This window comes from Bradyrhizobium sp. WSM4873 (genome assembly GCF_055811355.1).
Genome location: NZ_JBVVPS010000039.1, coordinates 34,837 through 59,014 on the forward strand (window position 1 = coordinate 34,837; position 24,178 = coordinate 59,014).

General features: G+C 63.1%; 19 protein-coding genes and 2 pseudogenes. 10 read left to right on the plus strand and 11 right to left on the minus strand.

Annotation, left to right across the window (positions count from 1 at the left end; genetic code table 11):
• Positions 1–101 precede the first annotated feature (101 nt).
• Complete coding sequence (locus AC0L21_RS32950) at positions 102–1,010, minus strand: DUF2189 domain-containing protein (protein WP_473265837.1); 909 nt, start codon at positions 1,008–1,010, stop codon at positions 102–104.
• 331 nt (positions 1,011–1,341) lie between these two features.
• On the opposite strand from AC0L21_RS32950, the gene AC0L21_RS32955 reads away from it, so the two are divergent.
• Complete coding sequence (locus AC0L21_RS32955) at positions 1,342–1,731, plus strand: DUF3597 domain-containing protein (protein WP_473265838.1); 390 nt, start codon at positions 1,342–1,344, stop codon at positions 1,729–1,731.
• A gap of 53 nt (positions 1,732–1,784) precedes the next feature.
• Here AC0L21_RS32955 and AC0L21_RS32960 read toward each other — a convergent pair whose 3' ends face one another.
• On the minus strand, positions 1,785–2,060 hold the full coding sequence (locus tag AC0L21_RS32960) for a GNAT family N-acetyltransferase (RefSeq protein WP_018458006.1): 276 nt from the start codon (positions 2,058–2,060) through the stop codon (positions 1,785–1,787).
• Positions 2,061–2,163: 103 nt separating this feature from the next.
• On the opposite strand from AC0L21_RS32960, the gene AC0L21_RS32965 reads away from it, so the two are divergent.
• Positions 2,164–3,099, plus strand: coding sequence for a tetratricopeptide repeat protein (locus tag AC0L21_RS32965; protein WP_473265839.1), 936 nt, complete (start codon positions 2,164–2,166; stop codon positions 3,097–3,099).
• Between the two features lie 63 nt (positions 3,100–3,162).
• On the opposite strand, the gene AC0L21_RS32970 is transcribed toward AC0L21_RS32965, so the two are convergent.
• On the minus strand, positions 3,163–3,522 hold the full coding sequence (locus AC0L21_RS32970; RefSeq protein ID WP_473265840.1) for a hypothetical protein: 360 nt from the start codon (positions 3,520–3,522) through the stop codon (positions 3,163–3,165).
• Between the two features lie 94 nt (positions 3,523–3,616).
• Between AC0L21_RS32970 and AC0L21_RS32975 the strand changes: the two genes are divergently transcribed.
• The 3 genes from AC0L21_RS32975 to AC0L21_RS32985 all read left to right on the plus strand — a co-directional run bounded on the left by AC0L21_RS32975 (position 3,617) and on the right by AC0L21_RS32985 (position 6,697).
• A complete protein-coding gene (locus AC0L21_RS32975) occupies positions 3,617–4,114 on the plus strand; it encodes a hypothetical protein (protein ID WP_473265841.1) in 498 nt (165 codons plus the stop codon).
• 105 nt (positions 4,115–4,219) lie between these two features.
• Complete coding sequence (locus AC0L21_RS32980) at positions 4,220–5,827, plus strand: acyl-CoA synthetase (RefSeq protein ID WP_473265842.1); 1,608 nt, start codon at positions 4,220–4,222, stop codon at positions 5,825–5,827.
• A 9-nt stretch (positions 5,828–5,836) separates the two neighbouring features.
• Entirely contained in the window at positions 5,837–6,697 is an 861-nt protein-coding gene (locus AC0L21_RS32985; RefSeq protein WP_473265843.1) for a PCC domain-containing protein, read from the plus strand.
• A 16-nt stretch (positions 6,698–6,713) separates the two neighbouring features.
• On the opposite strand, the gene AC0L21_RS32990 is transcribed toward AC0L21_RS32985, so the two are convergent.
• Entirely contained in the window at positions 6,714–8,786 is a 2,073-nt protein-coding gene (locus AC0L21_RS32990; protein ID WP_473265854.1) for a DUF1217 domain-containing protein, read from the minus strand.
• A gap of 1,160 nt (positions 8,787–9,946) precedes the next feature.
• Between AC0L21_RS32990 and AC0L21_RS32995 the strand changes: the two genes are divergently transcribed.
• A complete protein-coding gene (locus tag AC0L21_RS32995) occupies positions 9,947–10,528 on the plus strand; it encodes an SRPBCC family protein (protein WP_473265844.1) in 582 nt (193 codons plus the stop codon).
• 2 nt (positions 10,529–10,530) lie between these two features.
• The gene (locus AC0L21_RS33000) at positions 10,531–11,484 is read left to right on the plus strand and encodes a YVTN family beta-propeller repeat protein (protein ID WP_473265845.1); all 954 of its coding nucleotides are present in this window, start codon (positions 10,531–10,533) and stop codon (positions 11,482–11,484) included.
• Between the two features lie 72 nt (positions 11,485–11,556).
• Here the strand turns inward: AC0L21_RS33000 and AC0L21_RS33005 are convergent, their stop codons facing one another.
• Together AC0L21_RS33005 and AC0L21_RS33010 are read right to left on the minus strand one after the other, a co-directional pair.
• Complete coding sequence (locus AC0L21_RS33005; RefSeq protein WP_473265846.1) at positions 11,557–12,189, minus strand: HAD-IA family hydrolase; 633 nt, start codon at positions 12,187–12,189, stop codon at positions 11,557–11,559.
• 99 nt (positions 12,190–12,288) lie between these two features.
• Positions 12,289–13,503: a hypothetical protein gene (locus AC0L21_RS33010; RefSeq protein ID WP_473265847.1), complete on the minus strand. Its 1,215-nt coding sequence runs from the start codon at positions 13,501–13,503 to the stop codon at positions 12,289–12,291.
• Positions 13,504–13,586: 83 nt separating this feature from the next.
• On the opposite strand from AC0L21_RS33010, the gene AC0L21_RS33015 reads away from it, so the two are divergent.
• Positions 13,587–13,928: a hypothetical protein gene (locus tag AC0L21_RS33015; RefSeq protein ID WP_473265848.1), complete on the plus strand. Its 342-nt coding sequence runs from the start codon at positions 13,587–13,589 to the stop codon at positions 13,926–13,928.
• A 15-nt stretch (positions 13,929–13,943) separates the two neighbouring features.
• Here AC0L21_RS33015 and AC0L21_RS33020 read toward each other — a convergent pair.
• The 5 genes and pseudogenes from AC0L21_RS33020 to AC0L21_RS33040 form a co-directional block, all read right to left on the minus strand.
• A pseudogene (locus AC0L21_RS33020) lies at positions 13,944–14,347 on the minus strand (ATP-binding cassette domain-containing protein); the annotation flags it as partial.
• Positions 14,348–14,349: 2 nt separating this feature from the next.
• A pseudogene (locus tag AC0L21_RS33025) lies at positions 14,350–14,903 on the minus strand (DinB family protein).
• Between the two features lie 45 nt (positions 14,904–14,948).
• Complete coding sequence (gene uvrA, locus AC0L21_RS33030) at positions 14,949–17,930, minus strand: excinuclease ABC subunit UvrA (protein ID WP_473265849.1); 2,982 nt, start codon at positions 17,928–17,930, stop codon at positions 14,949–14,951.
• Between the two features lie 284 nt (positions 17,931–18,214).
• A complete protein-coding gene (locus tag AC0L21_RS33035; protein ID WP_473265850.1) occupies positions 18,215–18,961 on the minus strand; it encodes an outer membrane protein in 747 nt (248 codons plus the stop codon).
• A gap of 230 nt (positions 18,962–19,191) precedes the next feature.
• Complete coding sequence (locus tag AC0L21_RS33040; protein WP_473265851.1) at positions 19,192–19,992, minus strand: outer membrane protein; 801 nt, start codon at positions 19,990–19,992, stop codon at positions 19,192–19,194.
• A gap of 459 nt (positions 19,993–20,451) precedes the next feature.
• Here AC0L21_RS33040 and AC0L21_RS33045 point away from each other — a divergent pair, with 459 nt between their 5' ends.
• Positions 20,452–20,949 carry a single-stranded DNA-binding protein gene (locus AC0L21_RS33045; protein ID WP_007590726.1) on the plus strand — a complete coding sequence of 166 codons (498 nt, stop codon included), beginning with the start codon at positions 20,452–20,454 and terminating at the stop codon, positions 20,947–20,949.
• Between the two features lie 373 nt (positions 20,950–21,322).
• Positions 21,323–24,067, plus strand: a complete 2,745-nt coding sequence (gene gyrA / locus AC0L21_RS33050; RefSeq protein ID WP_473265852.1) for a DNA gyrase subunit A — start codon at positions 21,323–21,325, stop codon at positions 24,065–24,067.
• The last annotated feature ends 111 nt before the right edge of the window (positions 24,068–24,178 follow it).

Below are 24,178 nucleotides of genomic sequence, written 5' to 3' on the forward strand. Positions count from 1 at the left end.
GACCAGCGCACGCAATCTCGATGGAAACCGCGGCCAAAGCAAGGCGTATGACAGTCAGCGATCCTGCCCGCACCGGGGCAGGATCGCATCTCACGATATCGTCAGGCGTCGGTCCGATTGCGCCAGGGGAAGAGGTTGACGGGGAAGTCGGCGGCCGGCTTGCGTGGACGATGCGGCGGAGGCGGCACCGGACGCGCGCCCGGATCGGCGGCGATCACTTTCCGGTAGAGATGCCAGGTGGCATGGCCGAGCACGGGGACCACCACGGCAAGCCCGAGGAAGGCGGGAATCGTGCCCAGCGCCAGCAGGACGGCCACGATCAGGCCCCAGGCGGCCATCGGCACCGGGTTCTTCGCGACGACGCGCAACGACGTCACCATGGCCTCGAACGCGCCGGCATGGCGGTCGAGCATCAGCGGGAACGAGACGGCGCTGATGCAGAGCGCCGCAAGGGCGAACAGGAAGCCGGTGCCGCAGCCGACCACGATCAGCCACCAGCCTTGCCGGCTCGTGAGCACGCGCGTCAGAAAATCCGAGATCCCGGACGCGCCTTCATAGCCGAAAGCAGCGACGTAGATCGCCTGCGCGGTCGCAACCCAGGTCACGAACAGGGCCAGCAGCAGCGCGCCGAGGCCGAGCATGGCGCCGAAGGAGGGCGAACGCAGCACCTCCATGGCATCCCAGGCGCTGGCCTCTTCATAACGCTCCCGCCGGCTGGAGAGCTCGTAGAGACCGAGAGCGGCGAACGGGCCGATCAGGGCGAAGCCAGCGGCCAACGGAAACAACAACGGCAGCACTGAATAGCCCATCACCACGCGGGCGAGCACGAGGCCCAGCACGGGATAGATCACGCAGAGGATGATGGCGTGGCTCGGCACCGCCTTGAAATCGTCCCAGCCGCGCTTGAGCGCATCGTGCAGATCGGAGAGTTGGATGGTTCGGATCACCGGTCCAGCCGCTTCGGCGGTCTGGCCCATAGTTGGGACATTGCCCTGGTAGAGTGTGGCCATGGTCGCTAGCTCCCTTGCCATGCGGCCGCATCTGGCGCCAGCAACGGCGCAAGTGGCCGCTATTCTGAGTTTCGCGATCCCGACCAGACGCGAATTCCGGATGGCGTCGCGAACTGAACATCAAGCGTACGCCCATTTGCGAGTCCTGTCCCTCACGCTTGGGTGAGATTCGATGCCGCAGCGCAACCTCGACGATGTCATTCGGTCGTCATTCCGCCGCAGATAAGCTGATGCTGCGTGTTGGTTCGCGGAACTTCGCGGGCGCAACGACGCATCTTGGTCTATAAGGGCCACTCAAGGCCCTTCCACGGGTCCTTTTCGGGGAGCAGACATGAGCATTTTCGGGAAAATTATGGGCGCGATCTTCGGTAGCCATCCAGCTTCCGCCGCGCCCGCAGGCAGCGCACCGTCGGGCAGCGCGCCCGCAGGGGCCGCGCCGGGCGGATCGGCGCCTGCGGCGACGGTGGACGTTGCCTCAATCGTCGACGCCGCGGTCGCCGCGCACAAGGGCGAAAAGCTGGAATGGCGCACCTCGATCGTCGACCTCATGAAGGCGCTCGACATCGATTCCAGCCTCGCCGCGCGCAAGGACCTCGCCAAAGAGCTCGGCTACAGCGGCGACACCAACGATTCCGCAAGCATGAACGTCTGGCTGCACAAGCAGGTGATGTCCAAGCTCGCGGCGAATGGCGGCAAGCTGCCGCCGGAGATCAAGCACTGACCGATCGCCCGCTCGCAATCCAAGGGCCCGCGATCGGGCGGGCCCTTTTGCATTCAGGCGACGAGATCCGCATCTTCCGGATGTCTGTCGAGATAGTCGACGACGAAGCCGCAACCGGCGATCACCTTCCTGCCGTCGCGACGGATCAATTCCAGCGCGCCCTTGACCAGCTCGGAGCCGATGCCCCGGCCGCGCAGCGCACGCGGCGTCTCGGTGTGGGTGATGATCACCGCCGACGGCGTCAGCCGGTAATTGGCGAAGGCGATCTCGCTGCCGACATCGAGCTCGAAGCGGCTTCTGTCCTTGTTGTCCCGTACCGATGGCGCCATGCAAAATCCTTCCGACGTACTGCTTGCCTCTGATCTAGGCGCCTGAACCAGCCCTTGCCAAGGTGCGACCAAGAGAGGTTGCCGCAGGGGAGATATCCGGAAAATGCGTGTCCCGCTCAGCCGCCTGGCGCTGCTCGCCGCGCTGATCTCGCCGGCGCCGGCGCCGGCTGCGGCGGCAGGCGGTCCGGCTTGGGAGGCTTGCGTCGGATTGACCAGCACGCCGGACGAGCGGATCAAGGCTTGCTCGACCGTGATCGAAACGAAAAGCGAGAGCGGACCTCGGCTCGCCGGCGCTTATTGCAATCGCGGTCATGGCCTCACCGAGAAGCGCGAGCTCGAGGCGGCGTTGTCCGATCTCGACGAGGCGGTCAGGCTCGACCCCGGTTATGCCTGCGCCTACAACAATCGCGGCCGTGTCTACAGTTTCAAGCGCGACTATGATCGCGCCATCGCCGATTACGACAAGGCCATCAAGCTCGATCCGTCGCTGGCGCTGGCCTACAGCAATCGCGGCGAGTCGCGTTTCAACAAGGGCGATCTCGACGGTGCGTTTGCCGACTTTGACGCGGCGATCAAGCGCGATCCCAAATACGCGATGGCCTACGCCAATCGCGCGTTGGTGTATTACCGCAGGCACGACATGGCGCACGCCATCGCCGATTACACCACGCGGATCAAGCTTGCGCCAGATCTGCTCGCCTATATCGACCGCGGCAACGTGTATCGCGACAGCGAGCAGCTCGATCGCGCCGCCGCCGATTATGGCGAGGCGATCCGTGTTGCGCCGACCGACGCGCGCGGTTGGCGCAATCGCGGCATGATCCGGCTCTATCAGGGCGACAGCAAGGGCGGCGTTTCCGATTACGACAAGGCGCTGCAATACGATCCCTCCGACGTGTTCTCGTGGAACAACCGCGGACAGGCTAAGCTGCGGCTCGGCGACAAACAGGGCGCGATTGCCGATTTCAGGAAGGCGCTGGAATTGAAGCCGGGCCTCCAGACAGCACAGGAGTCATTGCGGAAGCTCGGGGCGCTGTAGCTCTCGGTTGCTTCTCGCGACGACGGGGTTGGACTTCCTCCAGGTCCTGATAGGCCGGATACTTCAATCGGTCGCCTTGGCGAGCCTGGAATCCTCCGGCTGCGCCTGCGGGCGCAGGCATCCCTGGCAGATGACGAGGGAACGGTTGACCCTGGCGTCCTGTTCAGCCTCGATTCCGTCCTGCGCCTGCCACCATTCCTTCGAATAGGGCTGAAGCCCGGCTTGCGACCTGTTGCGCTCGGATCGCGCGACGGTCCGTGTTGATTCTGAGCCAGCGCGCGGGTGATTGGGATTCTCGCCGGCGCCGTCCCAGGCATAGCGCGCAGGCGTGAAGGCGGGATCGGAGGCGAGGTGCGCTTGTGGGCCCGCGGCGCATCCGGCAAGCGCCAGCGACAAGACGAGGAGGGCGGGCGCTTTGACCATGATGCGGCACTCTGTACGCGACAACTGACGAAGGTTGCGCCGATCATGTTTAAAATTTCCTGAACGATCGCGGCTGCGCTGACGACCAATGCCAATGCGATATCTGATCCTCCTGCTCGTCCTGTTCGCAACCGCTGCGCGCGCCGAGAACGCAAAGCCGTTCAATCCCGCCGACTATCCGCCCGGCGTGCAGAAGGCCGTGCGCTACGCGAACGAGGAATGCGAGAGCCAGGGCGGTGGCGCGGTGACTTTTGCGCCCGATACGGTGCGCAGGATCGATCTGACCGGCGACGGTCGCGACGACTACATCGTCGATTTCAGCGACACCAGATGCGGCGATCGCGAGACGACCTATTGCGGAACCGGCGGCTGCATCATGAACATCCTGGTCACGTTGCCGGACGGCAGTGTGCAACCCGTCTTCGATGGCCATGTCCGCAGCTACGAGATCAAGCCGAAGCCAACGAAGCGGGGTGCGGGGCGCACCATCCGTTTCGATCTGCATGGCAGCTATTGCGGCGGCTTTGGTGCGCAGGCCTGCGTCAAGGAGAGGGCCATCTCGGTGGCGCCGTTCGCGTTCAAGCAGCCTTAGGGCAGCTTCGCGGGCGGTGGCCTTGCAGGGGCACTGGCGATGGCGATAAATGGGCTGCAATGAGCGGGGGGCTCGCGTGCCGTCCGCCGCCGAAGAGGAAGCCCGATGCAGCCCTTGCGCATGTCCCGTCGCGTCATGAATCTCGCTCACATGCTGACCCAGAATGCGCGGCGGCATGGGGCGCGTCCCGGTTTCGTCTGGGGCGATAGATCCTGGACCTGGCGGGAGATCGATGCGCAGGTCTCGGCGCTGGCGGCAGCACTGGCCGCGCGCGGCATCGCGAAGGGCGACCGCATCCTCGTCCATTCCAAGAACGGCGACGAGATGTTCTTCTCGATGTTCGCCGCGTTTCGGCTCGGCGCGGTCTGGGTACCGACCAATTTCCGACTGATGCCGGACGAGGTCGCCTATCTCGCACAGGCCTCCGGCGCGAAGGCCTTTCTATGCCATGCCGATTTTCCCGAGCACGCCGCGGCCGTGACGGGTGGAGCGCTGGAATTCACCTGGAGCATCGACGGTCGGGCGCCCTTTGCTGAGACGTCGGTTGCGGATTCCGTCGCGTCGCGTGCCGGCACGGTGGTCGACAACGTCGCGGTCGAGCACGACGATCCCTGCTGGTTCTTTTTCACGTCGGGGACCACCGGCCGGTCCAAGGCTGCGGTGCTCACCCACGGCCAGATGGGTTTTGTCGTCACCAACCATCTCGCCGATCTCACCCCCGGCGTCACCGAAGCGGATGCCTCGCTGGTGGTGGCGCCGCTTTCGCATGGCGCCGGCGTGCATCAGCTGGTTCAGACCGCGCGCGGCGTGCGCACGGTGCTGCTGCCGACGGAGAAATTCGACATCGACGAGGCGTTCCGCCTGATCGAGGCGCATCGGGTCAGCAATCTCTTCGTAGTGCCGACCATTCTGAAGATGATGGTTGAGCATCCCGCCGCCGACAAATACGATCATTCCTCGCTGCGCCAGGTGATCTATGCGGGTGCGCCGATGTATCGCGAGGACCAGAAGGCTGCGCTCAGGAAGCTCGGCAAGGTCATCGTGCAGTATTTCGGCCTCGGCGAGGTGACCGGCAACATCACCGTGCTGCCGGCGGCGCTGCATGATCCCGAGGACGGGCCGCACGCGAAGATCGGCACCTGTGGCTTCGAGCGTACCGGCATGCAGGTCTCGATCCAGGACGACGAGGGCCGCGAACTCGGCGCCAACCAGAGCGGCGAGATCTGCGTGATCGGCCCCGCCGTGCTTGCCGGCTACTACGACAATCCCGAAGCCAATGCGAAGGCGTTCCGCAATGGCTGGTTCCGCACTGGCGATCTCGGCCACATGGACGAGGAGGGGTTCGTCTACATCACGGGACGAGCCTCCGACATGTACATCTCCGGCGGCTCCAACATCTATCCGCGCGAGATCGAGGAGAAAATATTGACCCATCCTTGCGTCGGCGAGGTCGCGGTGCTCGGCGTCCCCGATGCGACCTGGGGCGAGGTCGGGGTTGCCGTCTGCGTCGCGCGCGAGGGCGCCAAGCCGGTGAGCGAAGCGGAGATGGCGGCGTTCCTCAGCCCCAAGGTGCCGCGCTACAAGATGCCGAAGCGGTTCTTCTTCTGGGAGGCCTTGCCGAAATCCGGCTACGGCAAGGTTCCCAAGCGGATGGTTCGCGACGAGCTCGAGGCGCGCGGGCTGCTCGATCTCGACAAGACACGGGCAGGCTGAGCGAAGGTCATGCGCAGCATCAAGCAGCCCGGCGCGCCGGTCGCCGAACGCATCCAATGGGTGGAGGCGAGGGGACGCGCCTTCTCCTTCACGCTTCAAGCAGGTCTGCCGCTGCTGGAAGCCGCGCGCCGCGGTTTTGCCGCGGAGGGATTTGCCGGCGGTGTGCTCAGCTTCGGGCACGGCGCGCTCGGGCCGTTCGGCTATGTCATGCCGGCGCTGTCGAAAACGAGTGAGAACGCCGCGTTCTATAGCGACACATTCCGGCCCAGCGGCGTGACGCGCACCAGGCTCGGCAGCATGACTTTGGGCATGCGCGATGGCGCGCCGTTCTTTCATTGCCATGGACTGTGGACGGAGGCCGATGGCCGCACCAGTGGCGGCCACATGCTGCCGGACGAGACTGATGTCGCCGAGCCGTTCGAGGTCGAGGCCTTCGGTATTGATGGAGCGATGTTTGCCGCGGAGCCAGATCCCGAGACCAATTTCAAGCTGTTCGGGCCGATGGCGGCTGCGAGCACCGGCGCACGCACGATCAGCCGCGCTTTCGCGTTGCGGCTGCGCCCCAATCAGGATTTCGCCTTCTGTCTCGAAGACTTCTGCCGCGCGCACGGCATCGCGCGCGCCAGGATCCATGGCGGCGTCGGTTCGACCATTGGGGCGCGCTTCACCGATGGCGGCGTGACCGAGCCCTTCGCGACTGAGCTTGCGGTAACCGGCGGCACGATTGCGGCCGGCTCCTCCGGCGCGCTCGAAGCCGCGCTCGACGTCGCCCTGATCGACTACACCGGCGGCATAGCGGAGGGCCGCCTGATCCGTGGCGACAATCCCGTGCTGATGACCATGGAGCTGGTGCTCGAGGTGTTGGACTAGTCCCGGCGAGCGATCATCAGTGGGTGCGTAGCTTGGCAATGGCCAAGTATGTGGAGTCGCTGATCCCCGAACCGGATCCCTGAAACAGGTTGAGCAGGGGGGATTGACCCTGGCCGGTGCTCTGACTGTTTCTGATGTCATACATGGCGGAGAAACGGTTCAAAAGCTTCGTAACCTTCGCGGGATCCGACAGATCCTTGATCTTCATGAATCTGTCCACGAACTTGGCCTGCTGATCGATCGGCATCGCCGCCATCGAGTCAGGCAGATCGAAGGTGGTCCTGAACACCTCCGAAAGAGCCTTGTCGGCAAGGATGTCGTACGCGGACGTGATGTCCCCCGCCTTTCGCTGGAAATAGAGCGCCAGGCGCACGCCGGGATTCGCATTCCCTTGCTGCTGCTCCAGGCTTTGCTCGACATAGTTCGCTTGTGTCTCCCGAAACTGATCCCGCTTCTGCGGACCCATCATCGGAAGACGCGCGACGTTGCCTTTGCTGTCGAAATTGAACGACGCCACGATTTCGGCAAAGCGAGGATCGCTCTGGGTGTTCGCGAAGCTCTTTGGATCGTTCAGATCGGAGCTGAAGATCTTCTTGAGAAATTCGGTGCTGACCTTCTTGGGATCCAGACCCTTGGCCAGGAGAATGAAATCGACCATCGGCCTGTTTGCGAGAAGATCGGAAACGCCGTCGATGCCGGCGATCGCTTGCTGATATTCCGACGCATCCTTCGTGGCCTGCGCCCGAACCGCGGCCTGTTGCTGGGGAGTTGCCGTGCTTGCGCTCTTCACCGCTCCAATGACGTAGTCCTTCGCGATCTGGAGGACTTCAGCCGAGTCCTGAGCTACCAAGGGGGTCGTCAGATTGCCTTTTGCGTCGAAGTTGAAGGCGCGGGCCAGTCCCAAATATCGATTGTCCTTGAGGGTATAGACGTAGCTCTTGGGGTCGTTGAGGTCGCTTTCGAGCACAGCCTTGACAGCCGCCGGCGAGACGTTTGCGGGATCGAGGCCGACGGCTCCCAGCGCAAAATTGTACACGCCCGGTGTCGATACGAACGCCTCGACTGAATCGATCTTGAGGATGGCTGTTCTGAATTGCCTGATTGCAAAGGCTTCGTTCAACGGGCTTGCCGCCGAATAGACGTCGGACTTGCTGTCGTCGAACTTCTGTTTCGTGATCGTGACATTTGCTGCAGTCTGCGCCGACACACCTGACGGAAGCGACCCGTCGGAGGAAAACTCGAACGCACCGGCCAGGTCGACGAAGCCGCCAATCGTCCCTATCTGGTCGCTGAGGCTGGAAATGCTGCTCGCATATGATTCCAGGTGATACTTTTCGACCAGGATCTGGACGTTCAACTGGGTCACGTTCGCGCCCGGTTGCGATAATTGGGTGGTGTAGTCGGCTATCCTTGAATTGGCCGCGGTGACATCCGATCGGGCTTGGGCAAGGTCGGCGTTGAGGCCACTCAACTGAGAAGCGAAAGTGGTGTTGACGTAGCTGTTGGGATCGGACGGATCGCTGCGCAAGACCTGGCTTATCGTGTCACGCGACCACTTGCCTTGATCGATCCCGTACGCTGAATAGACATAATTGCGAAGTCGGTCGTTGTTCAGGAGCTGGTCTGCACTGCTGATGTTGCCGATTTCGGCGCTGTAGTAATTCGAGTCGCTGGCAAGTGCATCGACCTGGCTCTTCCTGGTGGCCGTGTACAGACCGATCATCTCATCGGTCTGGTTCTCCGATTGCGCAACCGGCGTGGCGCTGCCATTGAAGGAAAATGCCGCGGCGAACTCGCGATAGCGCTTGTCGACCAGCTTGTTGACGAAGCTGTTTGCGTCGGAGAGGTCGCTCTCCAGCACCTTTTTCATGAAGGCCTTGGCGTAGGCCATGTCTTCCAGGCCATATGCCTTCGTTGCATAATGATAAAGGCGATAGTCTTTCATGAAGTCGTCGACGGACTTTACCTTGCCGATGTGGGCCTTGTAATAGGCGGCCTCTCGCGCCACGTCCTGTTGCTGTTCGACCCGCGTCAGGGACTGCTTGAGATTGCGCGTGATGTAGCTGTAACTGAAATACGTTGATACCATCGCGCACTCCTCGCGGCTGTTGCGGTCCCGGACGTCCGTCAATCATTGCGGGGTCGCGAGGTGGGGGCTGGCTTCATGCCAGGAAACTATCTCAGCTGCGTCTTCCCATGACGATTCTGGTCACATTCTCAGGTTACAATTTGCGTCCAAGTGACGGATACCGGGTTTTGTTGCCGTTTGTTTCTAGCTGTTTCCCAGATGCAGCTTTCGCGAGGCTTTCGTACTTGGCATGTTGCTGTCGCCAGCGCGCCAGATAGAGTTCCACGCTCGTGTCCCGGACAAGCTGCAACGCGTAAGCGTTGCGGCGTAGAGCCGGGATCCAGAAACCGTGCATTTGCCGCTGCGTGGGCCCCGGCTCTGCGGCGCCCCGCCGAAGGGGCGCTGCGCCGCGTCCGGGGCACGCGCGCAAAATCCATCTTCGCATTTCAATCCACAGAGTCCGCGCAGTTTCGCATTCTCGCGGCCTGTGCGGCCCGAGCTTTGCGGAATTCTTTGCCCTCAAAAATGCCGAGGGCGCAGGGAAGACCGGGTGCCGGCTGGCACCCACGGTCCACTGTGCGAAGGTTGCGCTACAAGAGGCTGCACAGCGGCATACAGGTGAAGCCCAACACACGGCCTTCCCTGCGCAGTGGTTTGACGGCTTATGCCGAGCTCTCCCCGGGGAGCGATGCACTATTGCCCCCGTCGCCTTGCGGATGGCTGATGCGCCTGCCCGGTCGGGCCGCCACATCACCGCAACACTTGGCGCACAGACCCCGGGCGCCAGGACCACACGATTTTGCCGTACGCGGGCTGCACCGGTCGTGTGCGCGACGCCTTCGCTCACGGTTGCCCGCCCTGCAAAGCCCTTCGCGCCGACGCCGCCTGCGTCCACCACGTCCCATCCCGCGTTCGTGACGATCGCGATCTGCCCCTCGGCCGGGTTGGGATGGCTCTCTATATGATAATCCGAAATACGGATAAAGAGAAATATTTTTACGCACCATGATTGACCCTCTGCTTGGGTGTTTTGCCCCGCCGGGCGGCAAGGGGTTGTGGGGCGCGCGGACGGCCGCCGCAACGCGGCCACGAACGGGTCTCCCCCCGGCCGCAAAATGCGCTACCATGATCCCAGCGCGCATCAAGTCGCGCATGATCAATGAGACGCATGAGGAAACGAGATGAGGGTGACGATTGGACGGCGCACGGTCCTGGCCGCGGTGCTGACGGCCGCGGGCGCGGCGGCTCTGACGGCGGCGTTTGGCCCGGTTTTGACGTCGGCCTGGGCCCACGGGCCGACCCGGCAGAAGGTGCGCGAATCCATCGAGATCAACGCCGCTCCGGCCAAGGTGTGGGCCGCAATGGGCAATTTCCAGGACATGAGCTGGCTGCCGCCGGTTACCAAGACCGAGGGCGAGAAGGGCAACGAGATCGGCGCCACGCGGAAGCTGACGCTGACGGGAGGCGCGACCGTCGACGAGGAGCTCTACAAGTTCGACGCCGCCGCCATGAGCTATTCCTACCGGATCACCAATGTGGACGTGAAGGTGCTGCCGGTGACCAATTATTCCTCGACCTTGACGGTGACGCCGAACGGCGACGGCAAGGGTGCGACGCTGGAATGGGCAGGCGCGTTCTACCGCGGCTTTCCCAACAACGATCCGCCGCCGGAGCTGAGCGACGAGGCGGCCAAGACTGCGGTGAGCGGGCTCTACAAGGCCGGCCTCGAGTCGTTGAAGAAGAAGATCGAGAGCGGAAGCTGACGGTGCGGGCGCTGGTCCTGGCGGCGCTCGCCGTCAGCCTTTGCCTGGACGGCATCGCGCACGCCTCCGCTGAGGAGGCGTTCGTCACCAACCAGCTCAGCGACGATCTGATGGTCGTGGACCTCGCCACCGCGCGCAGCGTTGCGACGATCCCGATCGGCGGCAAGCCGGCCGGCGTCGCCGTCAGCGCCGACGGGCGTTTTGCCTATGTGACGAGCCCGGATGCCAAGGCCGTGACGGTGGTGGACGCGGCAACGCGGCAGGTTGCGGGACGGATCGAGGTCGGCGGCGGGCCGCTCGGCATTGCCGTCGCGCCGGATGGCCGCACCGTCTATGTCGCGGACTGGTACGCAGCCGCCGTGCGGGTGATCGACGCGGCGAGCCGCAGCGTCACGGCCAGCATTGCGGTCGGCGCCTCGCCGTCGGGCCTCGCGGTGACGCCGGACGGCAAGCTGCTGCTCTCGGCCGACCGCGACGACGACAGCGTCTCGGTGGTGGACACGGCGACACGCCAGCGCAGGGCGACCATCAAGGTCGGCACCCGTCCGTTCGGCGTCACAATCGATGCCGAGGGCAAGCGCGCCTACACCGCCAATGTCGGCTCCGACGATGTCTCGGTGATCGACATCGCAGAGGCGCGCGAGATCGGGCGCGTGCCGGTCGGGATGCGGCCTTATGCGGTGGCGCTGGCTCAGGACCGCGGCTTCGTCACCGACCAGTATGGTGGCACTGTCAGCGTGTTCGATCTGGCGACCTTGAAGCCGATCAAGCGCATCAATGTCGGCGATTATCCCGAAGGCATCGCCGCGACCGCCGACGGCAAGCGCATCATCGTCGCCTGCTGGGAAAGCAATACGCTCGACATCATCGATGCCGCCGAGCTGAAGCTGATCGGCGAGGTCAAGACCGGCGACGGCCCGCGCGCGTTCGGGGCGTTCTTGCGCAGGACGGAGTAGGGGATTGTAGCCTGCATGGAGCGAAGCGGAATGCGGGGACACTTTCCCGGATTGCGCGTTGCTCCATCCGGGCTACGACGCCGGGCGCAATGCGCGCGCAATCTCGTCCATCCGTTCAAACATGTGATCTGGCGCCAGCGCCCGCAGCGCCGCCGGCGCCGCATAGCCCCAGCCCACCGCGCCGCAGGCAATCCCCACGGCCCGCGCCGCTTCGATGTCACGCACCTCGTCGCCGATCGCAATGACCTTGCCCGGCGCCACGCCGGCGCGCCGCATGACCCGTCGAAATTTTGACGGCTTGCCGAACAGCGACGCCGCGCAATCGAAATGGGCGAACAGTGCCGCACAATCGCCGAGCTTCTCGCGCGCATTGGCCTCGCTGTCCGACGTCACCAGCGCGAGCTGCACGCCGTTCTCCGCCAGCGTCCGCAGCATCGTTTCGACCCCGGCGAACAGCGCAATCTCCGCCGCCGCCTCCGCCTTCAGCCGCCGCGCATGCCGCGCGATCGCCGGCAGCTTCCACAGGGGCACCTCAAGCCGGCTGAGAATCTCGCGCGACGAAGCATGCCGCAGCCCTTCGACGTCCTCATCCGCAACACGGCGAAAGCCGAAGCGGTCGGCGACATCGTTGATGGTCCGCAGGAACCACGGGAAGCTGTCGGCCAGCGTGCCGTCGAGATCGAAGATGGCGAGGGAGTAGGGCATGGATTCCGCGGCGTCCGCAACTCTCACAGTTGCGGAAATCATTTTGAGAGATTGGAAACGCCGGCGTTCCGGCAGCTGGCTTACGACGCGCCGACGCAATCACTCCTCAGATCGACGCTTGCTTTTCGACGGTGGACGCTTTTTTGGTGGCTTCCCAATTGTCTGGATTTGCGTCAAGGTCGCGTGCTCCACCGTCGCGCCCTTGCCAAGTGCTACCGCTTGGCGCGCCGAATAGCTGTCTCCGGCTACTGAAATCGCTTGGGCGTTAATTTGAAAACCATAGAAATCACCATAAATGTTTAGTCTCTCGATCGAAATGTTTCCTCCCATTATTTGCTTGAGGGGGAATTCAACAGGATTCGAAAAGTGATTCATATGCTCATCGAAGTCGGTCAAAATCGGCCGTTTGCTGTCTGAATATCGCCCTGCATAGTTTTCAAGCCAATCCGTTGCCTCAGCCAATCCGTCGCTCCCACGACTTGGGTCGAACGAGCAGAATGTCCATTGCTTTCTAAGATCTGTTTCGTATCCATCTAATGAAACTCTCGATGGTCCTCTCGCTCCACGGCTGTCTTCGTTTTTATAATAGCTTCCGGCAAACATCACGGATGCCGTCGCGATCAACTTGGTGGATGGGCTCCCGATAAAAGATATTGCGTCTGCGAACAGATAGTATTTTGGGACACAGCGATCGCTGATGATTAGTTGAGTGTGCTTAGGTGGAACACGTAGGCGACCAGCAATGCTCGCAACACAAGAGCCGCGTCTCTCTATTTCTGTACCGATGCGATCATACAGGTATTCAGGGAGCGCAATAATGATGCCTTGATGAGCTATTCCGTTCGAAGATGCCCCTAGTAGGTAAAAGACTTGTCGTTCGATACTGAACGATTGGAGGCGGACACAGCCGATACCACCCAGAACCATTTCTGCCTTTCCAGCGGGATAATATTCGTTATTGGTCCATGAGAAGAATTCGGCTGCACGATCTCTGGCTGTTGCTGCTTCAGGGGTGAAGTATCTGCCGGGAGCGAGTGGGCTCCACTCGGTGACACAGAATTCTGATAACAACAATCGATGGCCCTCCCGGACACGTCGGGTGTTTAGGTCGGTCCAAAGTGATTGATTTTCGGAATATACCGTAGGAGTTGGAGTGCGAGTTTCAATATCCGTAGAATTAAGGTCGGCAATCACCGGCCTGAACCCCAAATTATCATCTAAGTAGCTTGTAACGCTTTCAGGGCGTTCCTCGCGTGAGACGTCTCCACGAAAGTGAGCAACGCGGCGTTCCAGGTCGATCGACGACTCATCCATTGGTCCCTCCTCGGCGATGCAGACAACCTTGAATGTTTGCACACTCTGTGGTGGCATGTCTGCAGGTTAGAAGGGAGATGATTATGGGTAAATCGAGCTTCACGGGAAATCAGGTGGCCGCGATGGGGCCGGGTGCCACCGCTAACAACGTCACGATGATTCAGCTCTCGAAGGGGCAGATTGACCCGCAGGAGCTATCTAAACAATTGGGGATGCTCCGAATTGCGCTCAAGGGTGAAGCTTCGACCGCTGATCATGATGTGGCTATCGGTGGCGTTGCTGCTGCCGAAAAAGCGGCAGCGGAAGGTGATGGCTCAGCTGCGCTGCAGCATCTTAAAACGGCGGGGAATTGGGCACTCGCGATAGCCGAAAAGATTGGGGTAGGCCTCGCGGTCGCAGCCTTAAAGACTTCAATGGGACTGTAGCAGAGAAAGCGGCCCTCACTCCGCCGCCTCGCTCGCCGCGCGCCTCCGCTTCGGCTTCCGCGCCTTCGCCGGCACCGGCGCCAGAAACTTCCCCGTGTAGCTCCTTGGCGCCTTCGCGATGTCTTCCGGCGGGCCCCAGACGACGATCCCGCCGCCGTCGCCGCCTTCGGAGCCGAGGTCGATGACCCAGGCGGTCTTGATCAGTTCGAGGTTATGCTCGATGACGACGTCGTGGAAGTGCAGGCCGGTGGTCGGCTCGTCCAGGATGTAGAGCGTGCGGCCAGTGGCGCGCTTGGATAGCTCTTTCGCCAGCTTGACGCGCTGGGCTTCGCCGCCGGACAGGTCGTGGTCTGCTGGCCGACATGAATGTAGTCGAGGCCGGCGCGATGCAGCGTCTCGCGCACGCGCGCCTCCACCTTGACTAGGATTTCCACACGGTCCCCTCGGTCCAACCAAGATCGGCGAACTCGGTAGCCCGGAGCGGTGCTTCTCCCTCGGCGAAGAATTCGTCGGGCTGAGGCGGGGCAATGTGCGTTTCGGACAGCATCGCGTGGGCCTGTCCGCGATGATGAATTTGATGCTGGAACAGATGCATGAGTAGCCGGTCACGGCGTTCGGTCTGGACCCGCATGTCGCGGTTGATCCGCACAATGCCGTCGAGAAGCTCGGGCGTCAGCGCATCGCAGACGGCAATCAAGCGCTTGTCGATCGCAGCCTGCGCAGCCTTCAGCGCGGCAAGGGAGGGATGCGGCACTTCGTTCTTCCAAGCCGCCGGTCCCAGCCACCCGCCCTCCAGCGCATCGACATAGAAGAGGTCTATGACACGGATGTGGTTGAGCGTGCGCTGCAGGCTCGGAAAGAAGCCGGTTCGTGCGGCTTCGAAGTCGGCCTGAGACAGCGTCGCGCAAGCGGTGAGAAGCCGATGGTTCGCCCAGGGGCGAACGCACGATAGGTTTGCACAAGTCCTGCAGGCAAACGCGATCCTCCCTCAGACAAATGCTTCTGCTCATTCCAGGTGGGCTACTCCGCCGCCTCGCTCGCTGCGCGTCGCCGCTTCGGCTTCCGCGCCTTCGCCAGCACCGGCGCCAGGAACTTGCCCGTATAGCTCCGCGGCGCTTTCGCAATGTCCTCGGGCGGGCCCCAGGCGACGATTTCGCCGCCGCCGTCGCCGCCTTCGGGGCCGAGGTCGATGACCCAGTCGGCGGTCTTGATGACTTCGAGATTGTGCTCGATGACGACGACCGTGTTGCCCTGCGCGACCAGCTCGTGCAGCACCTCAAGCAGCTTCTTGACGTCGTGAAAATGCAGGCCGGTGGTCGGCTCGTCCAGGATGTAGAGCGTGCGGCCGGTAGCGCGCTTGGACAGCTCCTTTGCCAGCTTGACGCGCTGGGCTTCGCCGCCCGACAGGGTCGTGGCCTGCTGGCCGACATGGATGTAGTCGAGGCCGACGCGATGCAGCGTCTGGAACGTCTCGCGCACGCGCGGGACCGCCTTGAAGAACTCGGCGGCTTCCTCGACGGTCATGTCGAGCACATCGGCGATGCTCTTGCCCTTGAACAGCACCTCGAGCGTCTCGCGGTTGTAGCGCTTGCCCTTGCAGACGTCGCAGGTGACGTAGACGTCGGGCAAAAAGTGCATTTCGATCTTGATGACGCCGTCGCCCTGGCAGGCCTCGCAGCGGCCGCCCTTGACGTTGAAGGAGAAGCGGCCGGGCTCGTAGCCGCGCGCCTTCGATTCCGGCAGGCCTGCGAACCATTCGCGGATCGGCGTAAAGGCGCCGGTATAGGTCGCGGGGTTCGAACGTGGCGTGCGGCCGATCGGCGACTGGTCGATGTCGATGATCTTGTCGATGTGCTCGAGGCCCTCGATGCGGTCGTGCGGGGCGGCGCCCTCGCTGGCATTGTTCAGCTTGCGGGCGATCGCCTTGTAGAGCGTGTCGATCAGCAGCGTCGACTTGCCGCCGCCGGAGACGCCGGTGACGCAGGTGAACAGGCCGAGCGGAATTTCGGCCGTGACGTTCTTGAGATTATTGCCGCGCGCGTTGACCACTTTGATGGTGCGACGATGGTTCGGCGGGCGCCGCTCCGGCACCTCGACCTCGAGCTCGCCCGTGAGATATTTGCCGGTGAGCGAGTTGGGGTTGCGCATGATCTCGGCGGGCGTGCCTTCGGCGATGATGTTGCCGCCATGCATGCCGGCGCCGGGGCCGATGTCGAGCACGTGGTCGGCGAGCAGGATCGCGTCCTCGTCATGCTCGACCACGATCACGGTGTTGCCGAGGTCACGAAGTCTCTTGAGGGTGTCGAGCAGGCGCGCATTGTCGCGCTGGTGCAAGCCGATCGAGGGCTCGTCGAGCACATAGAGCACGCCTGTTAGCCCCGAGCCGATCTGCGAGGCCAGGCGGATGCGCTGGCTCTCGCCGCCGGAGAGCGTGCCGGAGGAGCGGGAGAGCGTGAGGTAGTTGAGGCCGACGTCGAGCAGGAAGGTGAGGCGCTCGCGGATCTCCTTGAGGATGCGGCCGGCGATCTCGTTCTGCTGGGTGTTCAGCGCCTCCGGGACGGTCTCGAACCACGCGCCGGCGCCTTTCACGGACATCTCTGAGATGTCGCCGATATGCTTGCCGCCGATCTTGACGCAGAGCGCCTCGGGCTTGAGCCGAAAGCCGTGGCACGCCTCGCAGGGCACGTCGTGGAAATACTTCGCAAGCTCCTCGCGCGCCCACTCGCTCTCGGTCTCGCGATAGCGGCGGTTGATGTTGGTGATGACTCCCTCGAACGGCTTCTTGGTGTCGTAGGAGCGGACGCCGTCCTCGTAGGAGAACTTGATCTCGTCCTCGCCGGAGCCATGCAGGATCGCGTTCTGCGTCTTCTTCGGCAGATCCTTCCATTTGGTGGTCAGCGTGAACTTGTAGTGCTTGCCGAGCGCAGTCAGCGTCTGAATGTAATAGGGCGACGAGGACTTGGCCCAGGGCGCGATCGCGCCCTTGCCGATGGCGAGCTCCTTGTCGGGAATGACGAGGTCTTCGTCAACATGCTGCTCGACGCCGAGGCCGCCGCAGGCGGGGCAGGCACCATAGGGATTGTTGAACGAGAACAGGCGGGGCTCGATCTCGGGGATGGTGAAGCCGGACACCGGGCAGGCGAACTTTTCCGAGAACAGCATGCGCTCGGGTCCGCTCTTGTCGTGGATCTTTGCGGTCTTCTTTTTCTCTTCCGCGGGTGCTGTCGCAGCCGGCGCATCGGCGAATTCGATGACGGCGAGGCCCTCGGCAAGCTTCAGCGCGGTCTCGAAGCTTTCGGCGAGGCGCTGGCCGATGTCGGCGCGCACCACGATGCGGTCGACGACGACGTCGATGTCATGCGGGAATTTCTTGTCGAGCACAGGGGCTTCCGCGAGCTCGTGGAAGACGCCGTCGATCTTGACGCGCTGAAAGCCCTTCTTGAGCCATTCGGCGAGCTCTTTGCGGTACTCGCCCTTGCGGCCGCGCACGACCGGCGCGAGCAGATAGAGCCGCGAGCCCTCCGGCAGCGCCAGCACGCGATCGACCATCTGCGAGACGGTCTGGCTCTCGATCGGCAGGCCGGTGGCGGGCGAATAGGGCACGCCGACGCGCGCCCACAGCAGGCGCATGTAGTCGTAAATTTCGGTTACCGTGCCGACAGTGGAGCGCGGGTTCTTCGACGTCGTCTTCTGCTCGATCGAGATCGCCGGCGACAGGCCGTCGATCTGGTCGACGTCGGGCTTCTGCATCATCTCCAGGAACTGGCGGGCATAGGCCGACAGCGATTCGACGTAGCGGCGCTGGCCCTCGGCGTAGATGGTGTCGAAGGCGAGCGAGGACTTGCCGGAGCCTGACAGCCCCGTGAACACCACCAGCTTGTCGCGGGGAATCTCGACGTCGACGTTCTTGAGGTTGTGCTCGCGCGCGCCACGGATCGTAATTGCGCGCAGGTTTGATCCCACGTTCTGTTGTTGGCGCTTCGCCTTGATCACTTCATCCATCCTGGTGGTCCTCAGGGAATCCAAAAGCGCGCGATCGCGCCAACTGAATAGGCGCGCTTCGCCCGGAACCGGGATCGGCGCCGATGGGGTTGTGAGCGAACGTAGGAAGAACGAGGACAGATTTCCAGTGGGACTTGCGAATCGTCAACCGATTGTTGGCGCGCTGGCGGCATCTGGCAGGAGCAGGGCCTTGCGGAACTGCGCAGGAGCGGCCGGTCAAACAGAAAGGCCGGCGCAAGGCCGGCCTTTCGTAACGCGGATGGCGTTGGAGCTAAGTACTGAACTCAGTACTTAGCGACCACCGGGCCACCGAAGGTGTAGTTCAGGCGGACCGTGGCCATATCCACGTCCTGCTTGATGCTGTCGGTGCGGGTGTTAACGCCGAGGAAGGTGAAGGTGTCGGTGTGCTTGCCCATGAACAGGTGGTTGTATTCGACGCTGACCGACCAATTCGGAGCGAAGCCGAATTCGATGCCGGTGCCGACGGCGCCGCCCCAACGCGTTTCGTTCGCGGTGTCGATCGTAACGCCAGCGAAAGAGCCGCTGTACTTGTTGTGAGTGACGGCCGCGCCGCCCTTCACGTACCAGAGCACGTTGTTCCAGGCATAACCCACCTGGCCGGTGAAGAGGCCGAGGGCGTCGATCTTGGTATTGTTCACCAGCGGGCTGAGCGCGGCGGGCGAGCTAACGTTCGACCCCTTCAGATCAGCCCAATCGCCCTGGGCTTCGAGTCCGAACACCCAGTTGGTGGACTGCCAGCGATAGCCGATCTGGCCACCGACGAGCGCGCCGGTCGCATTATGGCAACCCTCGGCTGTGACGGGAATTGCGGCTACGCCAACCGCGGTGAGATCCCAGCAATTGTGGCTTGAGCCGCCACCGGCGTTTGCACCGATGTAGAAGCCGGTCCAGTTGTAGACCGAAGCCATGGCCACCGGGGCCTTGGTGTAGGGGCGCGCCGCGAGATCAGCGGCCGAAGCCGGGGCAGCGAGAGCGAACAAACAGGCCGAAGCCAACAAAACCTTTTTCATTTTAAACTAATCCCAGTCCCAGTTTTTGATTGTGCCTTCCACGATAGGGAAGGGCATCGGACTCACTTGCCCAAGTGAGGCCTTACTTACACCATTGAAGCTGCAAGTTGTGTCACTGGAAAGCCACAGCGGCCTGAAAATGGCGCAGTTACTGACCTATGGTCCTCCATGGGACCAGCAACAAAAAAGGCCGGCACGAGGCCGGCCTTGATTGATGAATGTCAGTTCGATCAGTACTTTGCGATGACCGGACCGCCCCAGCGATAGTTCAAGCGGACGAGTCCCATGTCGACGTCCTGGCCGATCCGGTCACTGCCGAAGACCGCACCCGCGGGCGTTGTGAAGCCGATCGTGCGATTGCCGAGGAAGATGTGGTCGTACTCGAGGCCCAGCGACCAGTTTGGTGCGAAGCCGAACTCCAGACCGGCCCCGACCGTGCCACCCCAGCGAGTTTCACGGGCGGAAGCCAACAGGGTGCCCGCGCCGGGCGTGCCCGCAGCAGCGTAGACGTCGTACTTGTCGCCGACGACGGCGGCGCCGCCCTTCACGTAGAACAGCACGTTATTCCAGGCGTAACCGACTTGCCCGGTGATGAGGCCGAAAGCGTCGATGCGAGAACGGTTGCGATCACCCGTCACCAGAGCGGTGCCAGGGAAGAGGGTGCTCACGTTGTCGCCCCGGAAGTCGGCCCAGTTGCCTTGGCCTTCAAGGCCGAACACCCAATTGGTGGATTGCCACCGATAGCCGATCTGGCCACCGACGGTGCCCCCCGTCGCATTGTGACAGCCTTCGCTGGCCAGAGCACCTGGGACCCCGGTCACCGCGCCGGTCGCATCCAGGAAACTCCAGCAATTGCGGCTCGAGCCCCCGCCGCCGTTGATGCCGATGTAGAAGCCGCTCCAATCGTAGATGGTGGCAATCGCCGGCGCGGGGGCCTTGGTATAGGGACGCGCAGCCAGATCCGCCGCGCTTGCGGGAGCCGACAGGCCCATCGCCACTGCACCTATTGCACCAATAAGAAGCTTATTCATTGCCAGTCTCCCCAGGTTCGTCCGCTTCTTATGTCCCCGAAGCGGCTGATCAGGCGCGAGGGCCCATATGAACTAAGTCCGAGGCAACGGTAACTCTGCGGAGCGGCAGAGTCCGTCTCCGAAATGCAACAAGAACGGGGCAGTGCGAGTACCCATAACCTGCTGAATGTTAAGTTCTTTCTCCCGTTTCAGGGAACCTACAAAGGTTCCAATCTACCCGTGCCTTCCCGCAGCACATCGGCCGATCGATCTCACACCTTCAGTGCTGTCGTTCGCCAAGAACAAATCTGGAACGAGCCGGAGGTCGATGCTATATGTGGGGATAACCGGAGGGGTGACGGACTGATCGGCGTCCGCAAGCGTTCGGCGAGCGTATAGGGTCGCCTCAACAGGCACGGCGGAACGCGGGGAGCGGACCGGCCTTCTTGAATTCAATGGCATTCGGAGCGGAGAGCGGAGATGGCGGGAAGCGTCAACAAGGTCATTCTGGTTGGAAATCTCGGCAAGGATCCTGAAATCCGCCGCACCCAGGACGGGCGTCCGATCGCCAATCTGAGCGTCGCCACCTCGGAGACGTGGCGCGACAAGGCAACCGGCGAGCGCAAGGAAAAGACCGAGTGGCACCGCGTCGTGATCTTCAATGAAGGGCTCTGCAAGGTCGCCGAACAGTATCTGAAGAAGGGCGCCAAGATTTACGTCGAGGGTGCGCTCCAGACCCGCAAATGGACCGACCAGAGCGGTGTCGAAAAGTACTCGACCGAAGTCGTGCTGCAGGGCTTCAACTCGACCCTGACGATGCTGGACGGTCGTAGCGGCGGTGGCGGAGGCGGCAGCTTCGGCGACGAGCCGGGTGGCGATTTCGGGTCCTCCGGTCCGGTCAGCAGCGCGCCGCGGCGCCCCGTTGCCGCTGGCGGCGGTGGCCGCAACAGCGACATGGACGACGATATCCCGTTCTGAGCGACCGCGTTCTGAGAACGCGGCGTCTCGATGCGGAGGCGCCGGCCGGATGAGCGGCGCTTCTCATCTCGTGTCAGAAAATCCCACTAATCGGCAGGACGGGCTCGGGGTTTCCGGGCCCGCTTCATGTTTGGGGTGAGCTCGGATTGCGGCTTTGGCAAACGCGCTGACGGGGCAAGCCCGTCGCGCGGTTTTCCGCGCGCAGCGGGCGATTTTGCAAGGCCGATGCGGGGGCCGTCCGAGACATCGCTCGCAAGGGCTTAAGTTGTTGGAAAAATAGGCGGAAAAAGCGCTTCCAAGAACCCCGCGAGGGTGGTTATCAGAGGCTCGATGCGCTATATGATTCCCAGATAAAACCTCACCGGATTTCCCCTTGGCTGACGACGACGACAAGCCCGGCGACCAGCCGGCGCAACCCTCGGATATTCGCCCCGTCTCCATCTTCGAGGAGATGAAGAAGTCCTATCTCGACTACGCCATGAGTGTGATCGTGGCGCGGGCGCTGCCTGACGCCCGCGACGGTCTGAAGCCGGTGCATCGCCGCATCCTGTACTCGATGAACGAGCAGGGGCACACGCCGGACAAGAAGTACGTCAAGTCCGCCCGCGTGGTCGGTGACGTCATCGGTAAATATCATCCGCATGGCGACCAGTCGATCTACGACGCCATGGTCCGGATGGCGCAGGACTTCTCCATGCGCGTGCCGCTGATCGATGGCCAGGGCAATTTCGGCTCGGTCGACGGCGATCCCCCGGCGGCCTATCGTTACACCGAAGCTCGATTGACGAAGGCGGCGCTGGCTCTGCTGGCCGACATCGACAAGGACACGGTCGATTTCCAGCCGAACTACGACAACAACGAGACCGAACCGTCGGTCTTGCCGGCCAAGTTCCCGAACCTCCTCGTCAACGGCGCCGGCGGCATCGCCGTCGGCATGGCGACCAACATCCCGCCGCACAATCTCGGCGAGGTCATCGACGCCTGCGTCGCGCTGATCGACAACCCCGCGCTCACCATCGACGAGCTCATCAACATCGTGCCGGGACCGGATTTCCCGACCGGCGGCGTCATTCTCGGACGGCAGGGCATCCGCGCCGCCTATCACCTCGGACGCGGCTCGGTCATGATGCGCGGCAAGGTCGCGATCGAGACCATCCGCAAGGAGCGCGAGGCGATCATCATCACCGAGATTCCCTACCAGGTGAACAAGGCGACGATGGTCGAGCGCATCGCCGAGCTGGTCAAGGAAAAGAAGATCGAGGGGATCGGCGACCTGCGCGATGAATCCGACCGCGACGGCTACCGCGTCGTCATCGAATTGAAGCGCGACGCGGTGCCGGATGTGGTGCTCAATCAGCTCTACAGGTTCACGCCGCTGCAGACGAGCTTCGGCGTCAACATGGTGGCGCTCGACAGCGGCCGTCCGCGGATCATGCATCTGAAGGACCTGCTGGCGATCTTCGTCGACTTCCGCGAGCGCGTCGTCACGCGGCGCACCAAGTTCCTGCTCGCCAAGGCCCGCGATCGCGCCCATATCCTGGTCGGTCTGGCGATCGCGGTCGCCAATATCGACGAGATGATCCGCGTCATCCGGACCTCGCCCGACCCGACCACCGCGCGCGACACCCTGATGTCGCGCGATTGGCCCGCCCGGGACGTCGAGGACATGCTGACGCTGATCGACGATCCGCGCCACCGCATCAGCGAGAACGGCACGATCCGGCTGTCGATGGAGCAGGCGAGGGCCATTCTCGATTTGCGCCTGCAACGCCTCACCGCACTCGGCCGCGACGAAATCCGCGAGGAGCTCGACAAGCTCGCCGGCGAGATCGCCGACTATCTCGACATCCTGCGCTCGCGCGACCGCGTGCTTGAAATCATCAAGTCCGAGCTCGCCGAAGTGAAGGCCGAGTTCGCGACCCCGCGCCGCACCGTCATCATCGAGCAGGAAGGCGAGGTCGAGGACGAGGACCTGATCCAGCGCGAGGACATGGTCGTCACCGTCTCCCACGCCGGTTACGTCAAGCGCGTGCCGCTGTCGGCCTACCGGGCGCAGCGCCGCGGCGGCAAGGGCCGCGCCGGCATGCAGACCCGCGACGAGGATTTCGTCAGCCGGCTGTTCGTGGCGTCCACGCATACGCCGATGCTGTTCTTCTCGTCGCGCGGCCAGGTCTACAAGATCAAGGTCTGGCGCCTGCCGATGGCCGCGCCGAATGCGCGCGGCAAGGCGCTGATCAACATCCTGCCGCTGGAGCAGGGCGAGCGCATCACCACCATCATGCCGCTGCCGGAGGACGAGTCCACTTGGGGCAATCTCGACGTGATGTTCGCCACGACCGGCGGTAACGTCCGGCGCAACAAGCTGTCCGACTTCGTCGATGTCCGCCGCTCCGGCATCATCGCGATGAAGCTCGACGACAACGAAGCGATCGTCGACGTGCAGATCTGCACCGAGCATGACGACGTGCTTTTGACCGGCGCCGGCGGCCAGTGCATCCGCTTCCCCGTCACCGACGTGCGCGTGTTCACCGGGCGCACCTCGATGGGCGTGCGCGGCATTGCGCTTGCCGAGGGCGACAAGGTGATCTCGCTGGCGATCCTGCGCCACGTCGAGACGACGTCCGACGAGCGCTCGGCGTACCTGAAGATGCGTCGTGCGGTCGCCGGCGAAGCTGCGGCCGAGGAGCCGGCGGCGGACGCCGAGGCCGAGGAGACCTCCGGCAGCTTCCAGCTCGCCCAGGAGCGCTACATCGAGATGTCGGCGCAGGAGCAGGTCGTGCTGACCGTCTCTGTCAACGGCTACGGCAAGCGGACCTCGTCCTACGAGTACCGCACCACCGGCCGGGGCGGCAAAGGCATCGTGGCCATGAGCGTCAACAACCGCAACGGCAACCTCGTAGCGTCGTTCCCTGTGGAGGACGCTGATCAAATCATGCTGGTCACCGACAAGGGCCAGCTGATCCGCTGCCCGGTCGAAGGCATCCGCGTCGCCGGCCGCTCGACCCAGGGCGTGATCGTGTTCGACACCGCCGAGGACGAACACGTCGTCTCGGTCGAGCATATTACGGAAGAGGCCGAGAGTGGGAATGGGGCAAATGGGGAGTCGAACGGGGAGTGATGCGTCACCCCTCGTAGCGGGGGGGGGGGGGGGGGGGAGTAGGGGGGGGGGGGGGGGGGGGAGAAAAACCCCGATGGGGTATAACACAGCCGGCGGGGTGTTAGGGGGGTG

What these genes read in the sequence shown, in the direction of transcription:
- AC0L21_RS33005 (WP_473265846.1), bottom strand. Translation starts at nt 12,189, where the DNA reads ATGCCCTACTCCCTCGCCATCTTCGATCTCGACGGCACGCTGGCCGAC.
- AC0L21_RS32995 (WP_473265844.1), top strand. Translation starts at nt 9,947, where the DNA reads ATGAGGGTGACGATTGGACGGCGCACGGTCCTGGCCGCGGTGCTGACG.
- AC0L21_RS32975 (WP_473265841.1), top strand. Translation starts at nt 3,617, where the DNA reads ATGCGATATCTGATCCTCCTGCTCGTCCTGTTCGCAACCGCTGCGCGC.
- AC0L21_RS33035 (WP_473265850.1), bottom strand. Translation starts at nt 18,961, where the DNA reads ATGAAAAAGGTTTTGTTGGCTTCGGCCTGTTTGTTCGCTCTCGCTGCC.
- AC0L21_RS33045 (WP_007590726.1), top strand. Translation starts at nt 20,452, where the DNA reads ATGGCGGGAAGCGTCAACAAGGTCATTCTGGTTGGAAATCTCGGCAAG.
- uvrA (WP_473265849.1), bottom strand. Translation starts at nt 17,930, where the DNA reads ATGGATGAAGTGATCAAGGCGAAGCGCCAACAACAGAACGTGGGATCA.
- AC0L21_RS32980 (WP_473265842.1), top strand. Translation starts at nt 4,220, where the DNA reads ATGCAGCCCTTGCGCATGTCCCGTCGCGTCATGAATCTCGCTCACATG.
- AC0L21_RS32965 (WP_473265839.1), top strand. Translation starts at nt 2,164, where the DNA reads ATGCGTGTCCCGCTCAGCCGCCTGGCGCTGCTCGCCGCGCTGATCTCG.
- AC0L21_RS33015 (WP_473265848.1), top strand. Translation starts at nt 13,587, where the DNA reads ATGGGTAAATCGAGCTTCACGGGAAATCAGGTGGCCGCGATGGGGCCG.
- AC0L21_RS32950 (WP_473265837.1), bottom strand. Translation starts at nt 1,010, where the DNA reads ATGGCCACACTCTACCAGGGCAATGTCCCAACTATGGGCCAGACCGCC.
- AC0L21_RS32970 (WP_473265840.1), bottom strand. Translation starts at nt 3,522, where the DNA reads ATGGTCAAAGCGCCCGCCCTCCTCGTCTTGTCGCTGGCGCTTGCCGGA.
- AC0L21_RS33040 (WP_473265851.1), bottom strand. Translation starts at nt 19,992, where the DNA reads ATGAATAAGCTTCTTATTGGTGCAATAGGTGCAGTGGCGATGGGCCTG.
- AC0L21_RS32960 (WP_018458006.1), bottom strand. Translation starts at nt 2,060, where the DNA reads ATGGCGCCATCGGTACGGGACAACAAGGACAGAAGCCGCTTCGAGCTC.
- AC0L21_RS33010 (WP_473265847.1), bottom strand. Translation starts at nt 13,503, where the DNA reads ATGGATGAGTCGTCGATCGACCTGGAACGCCGCGTTGCTCACTTTCGT.
- AC0L21_RS32990 (WP_473265854.1), bottom strand. Translation starts at nt 8,786, where the DNA reads ATGGTATCAACGTATTTCAGTTACAGCTACATCACGCGCAATCTCAAG.
- AC0L21_RS32955 (WP_473265838.1), top strand. Translation starts at nt 1,342, where the DNA reads ATGAGCATTTTCGGGAAAATTATGGGCGCGATCTTCGGTAGCCATCCA.
- AC0L21_RS32985 (WP_473265843.1), top strand. Translation starts at nt 5,837, where the DNA reads ATGCGCAGCATCAAGCAGCCCGGCGCGCCGGTCGCCGAACGCATCCAA.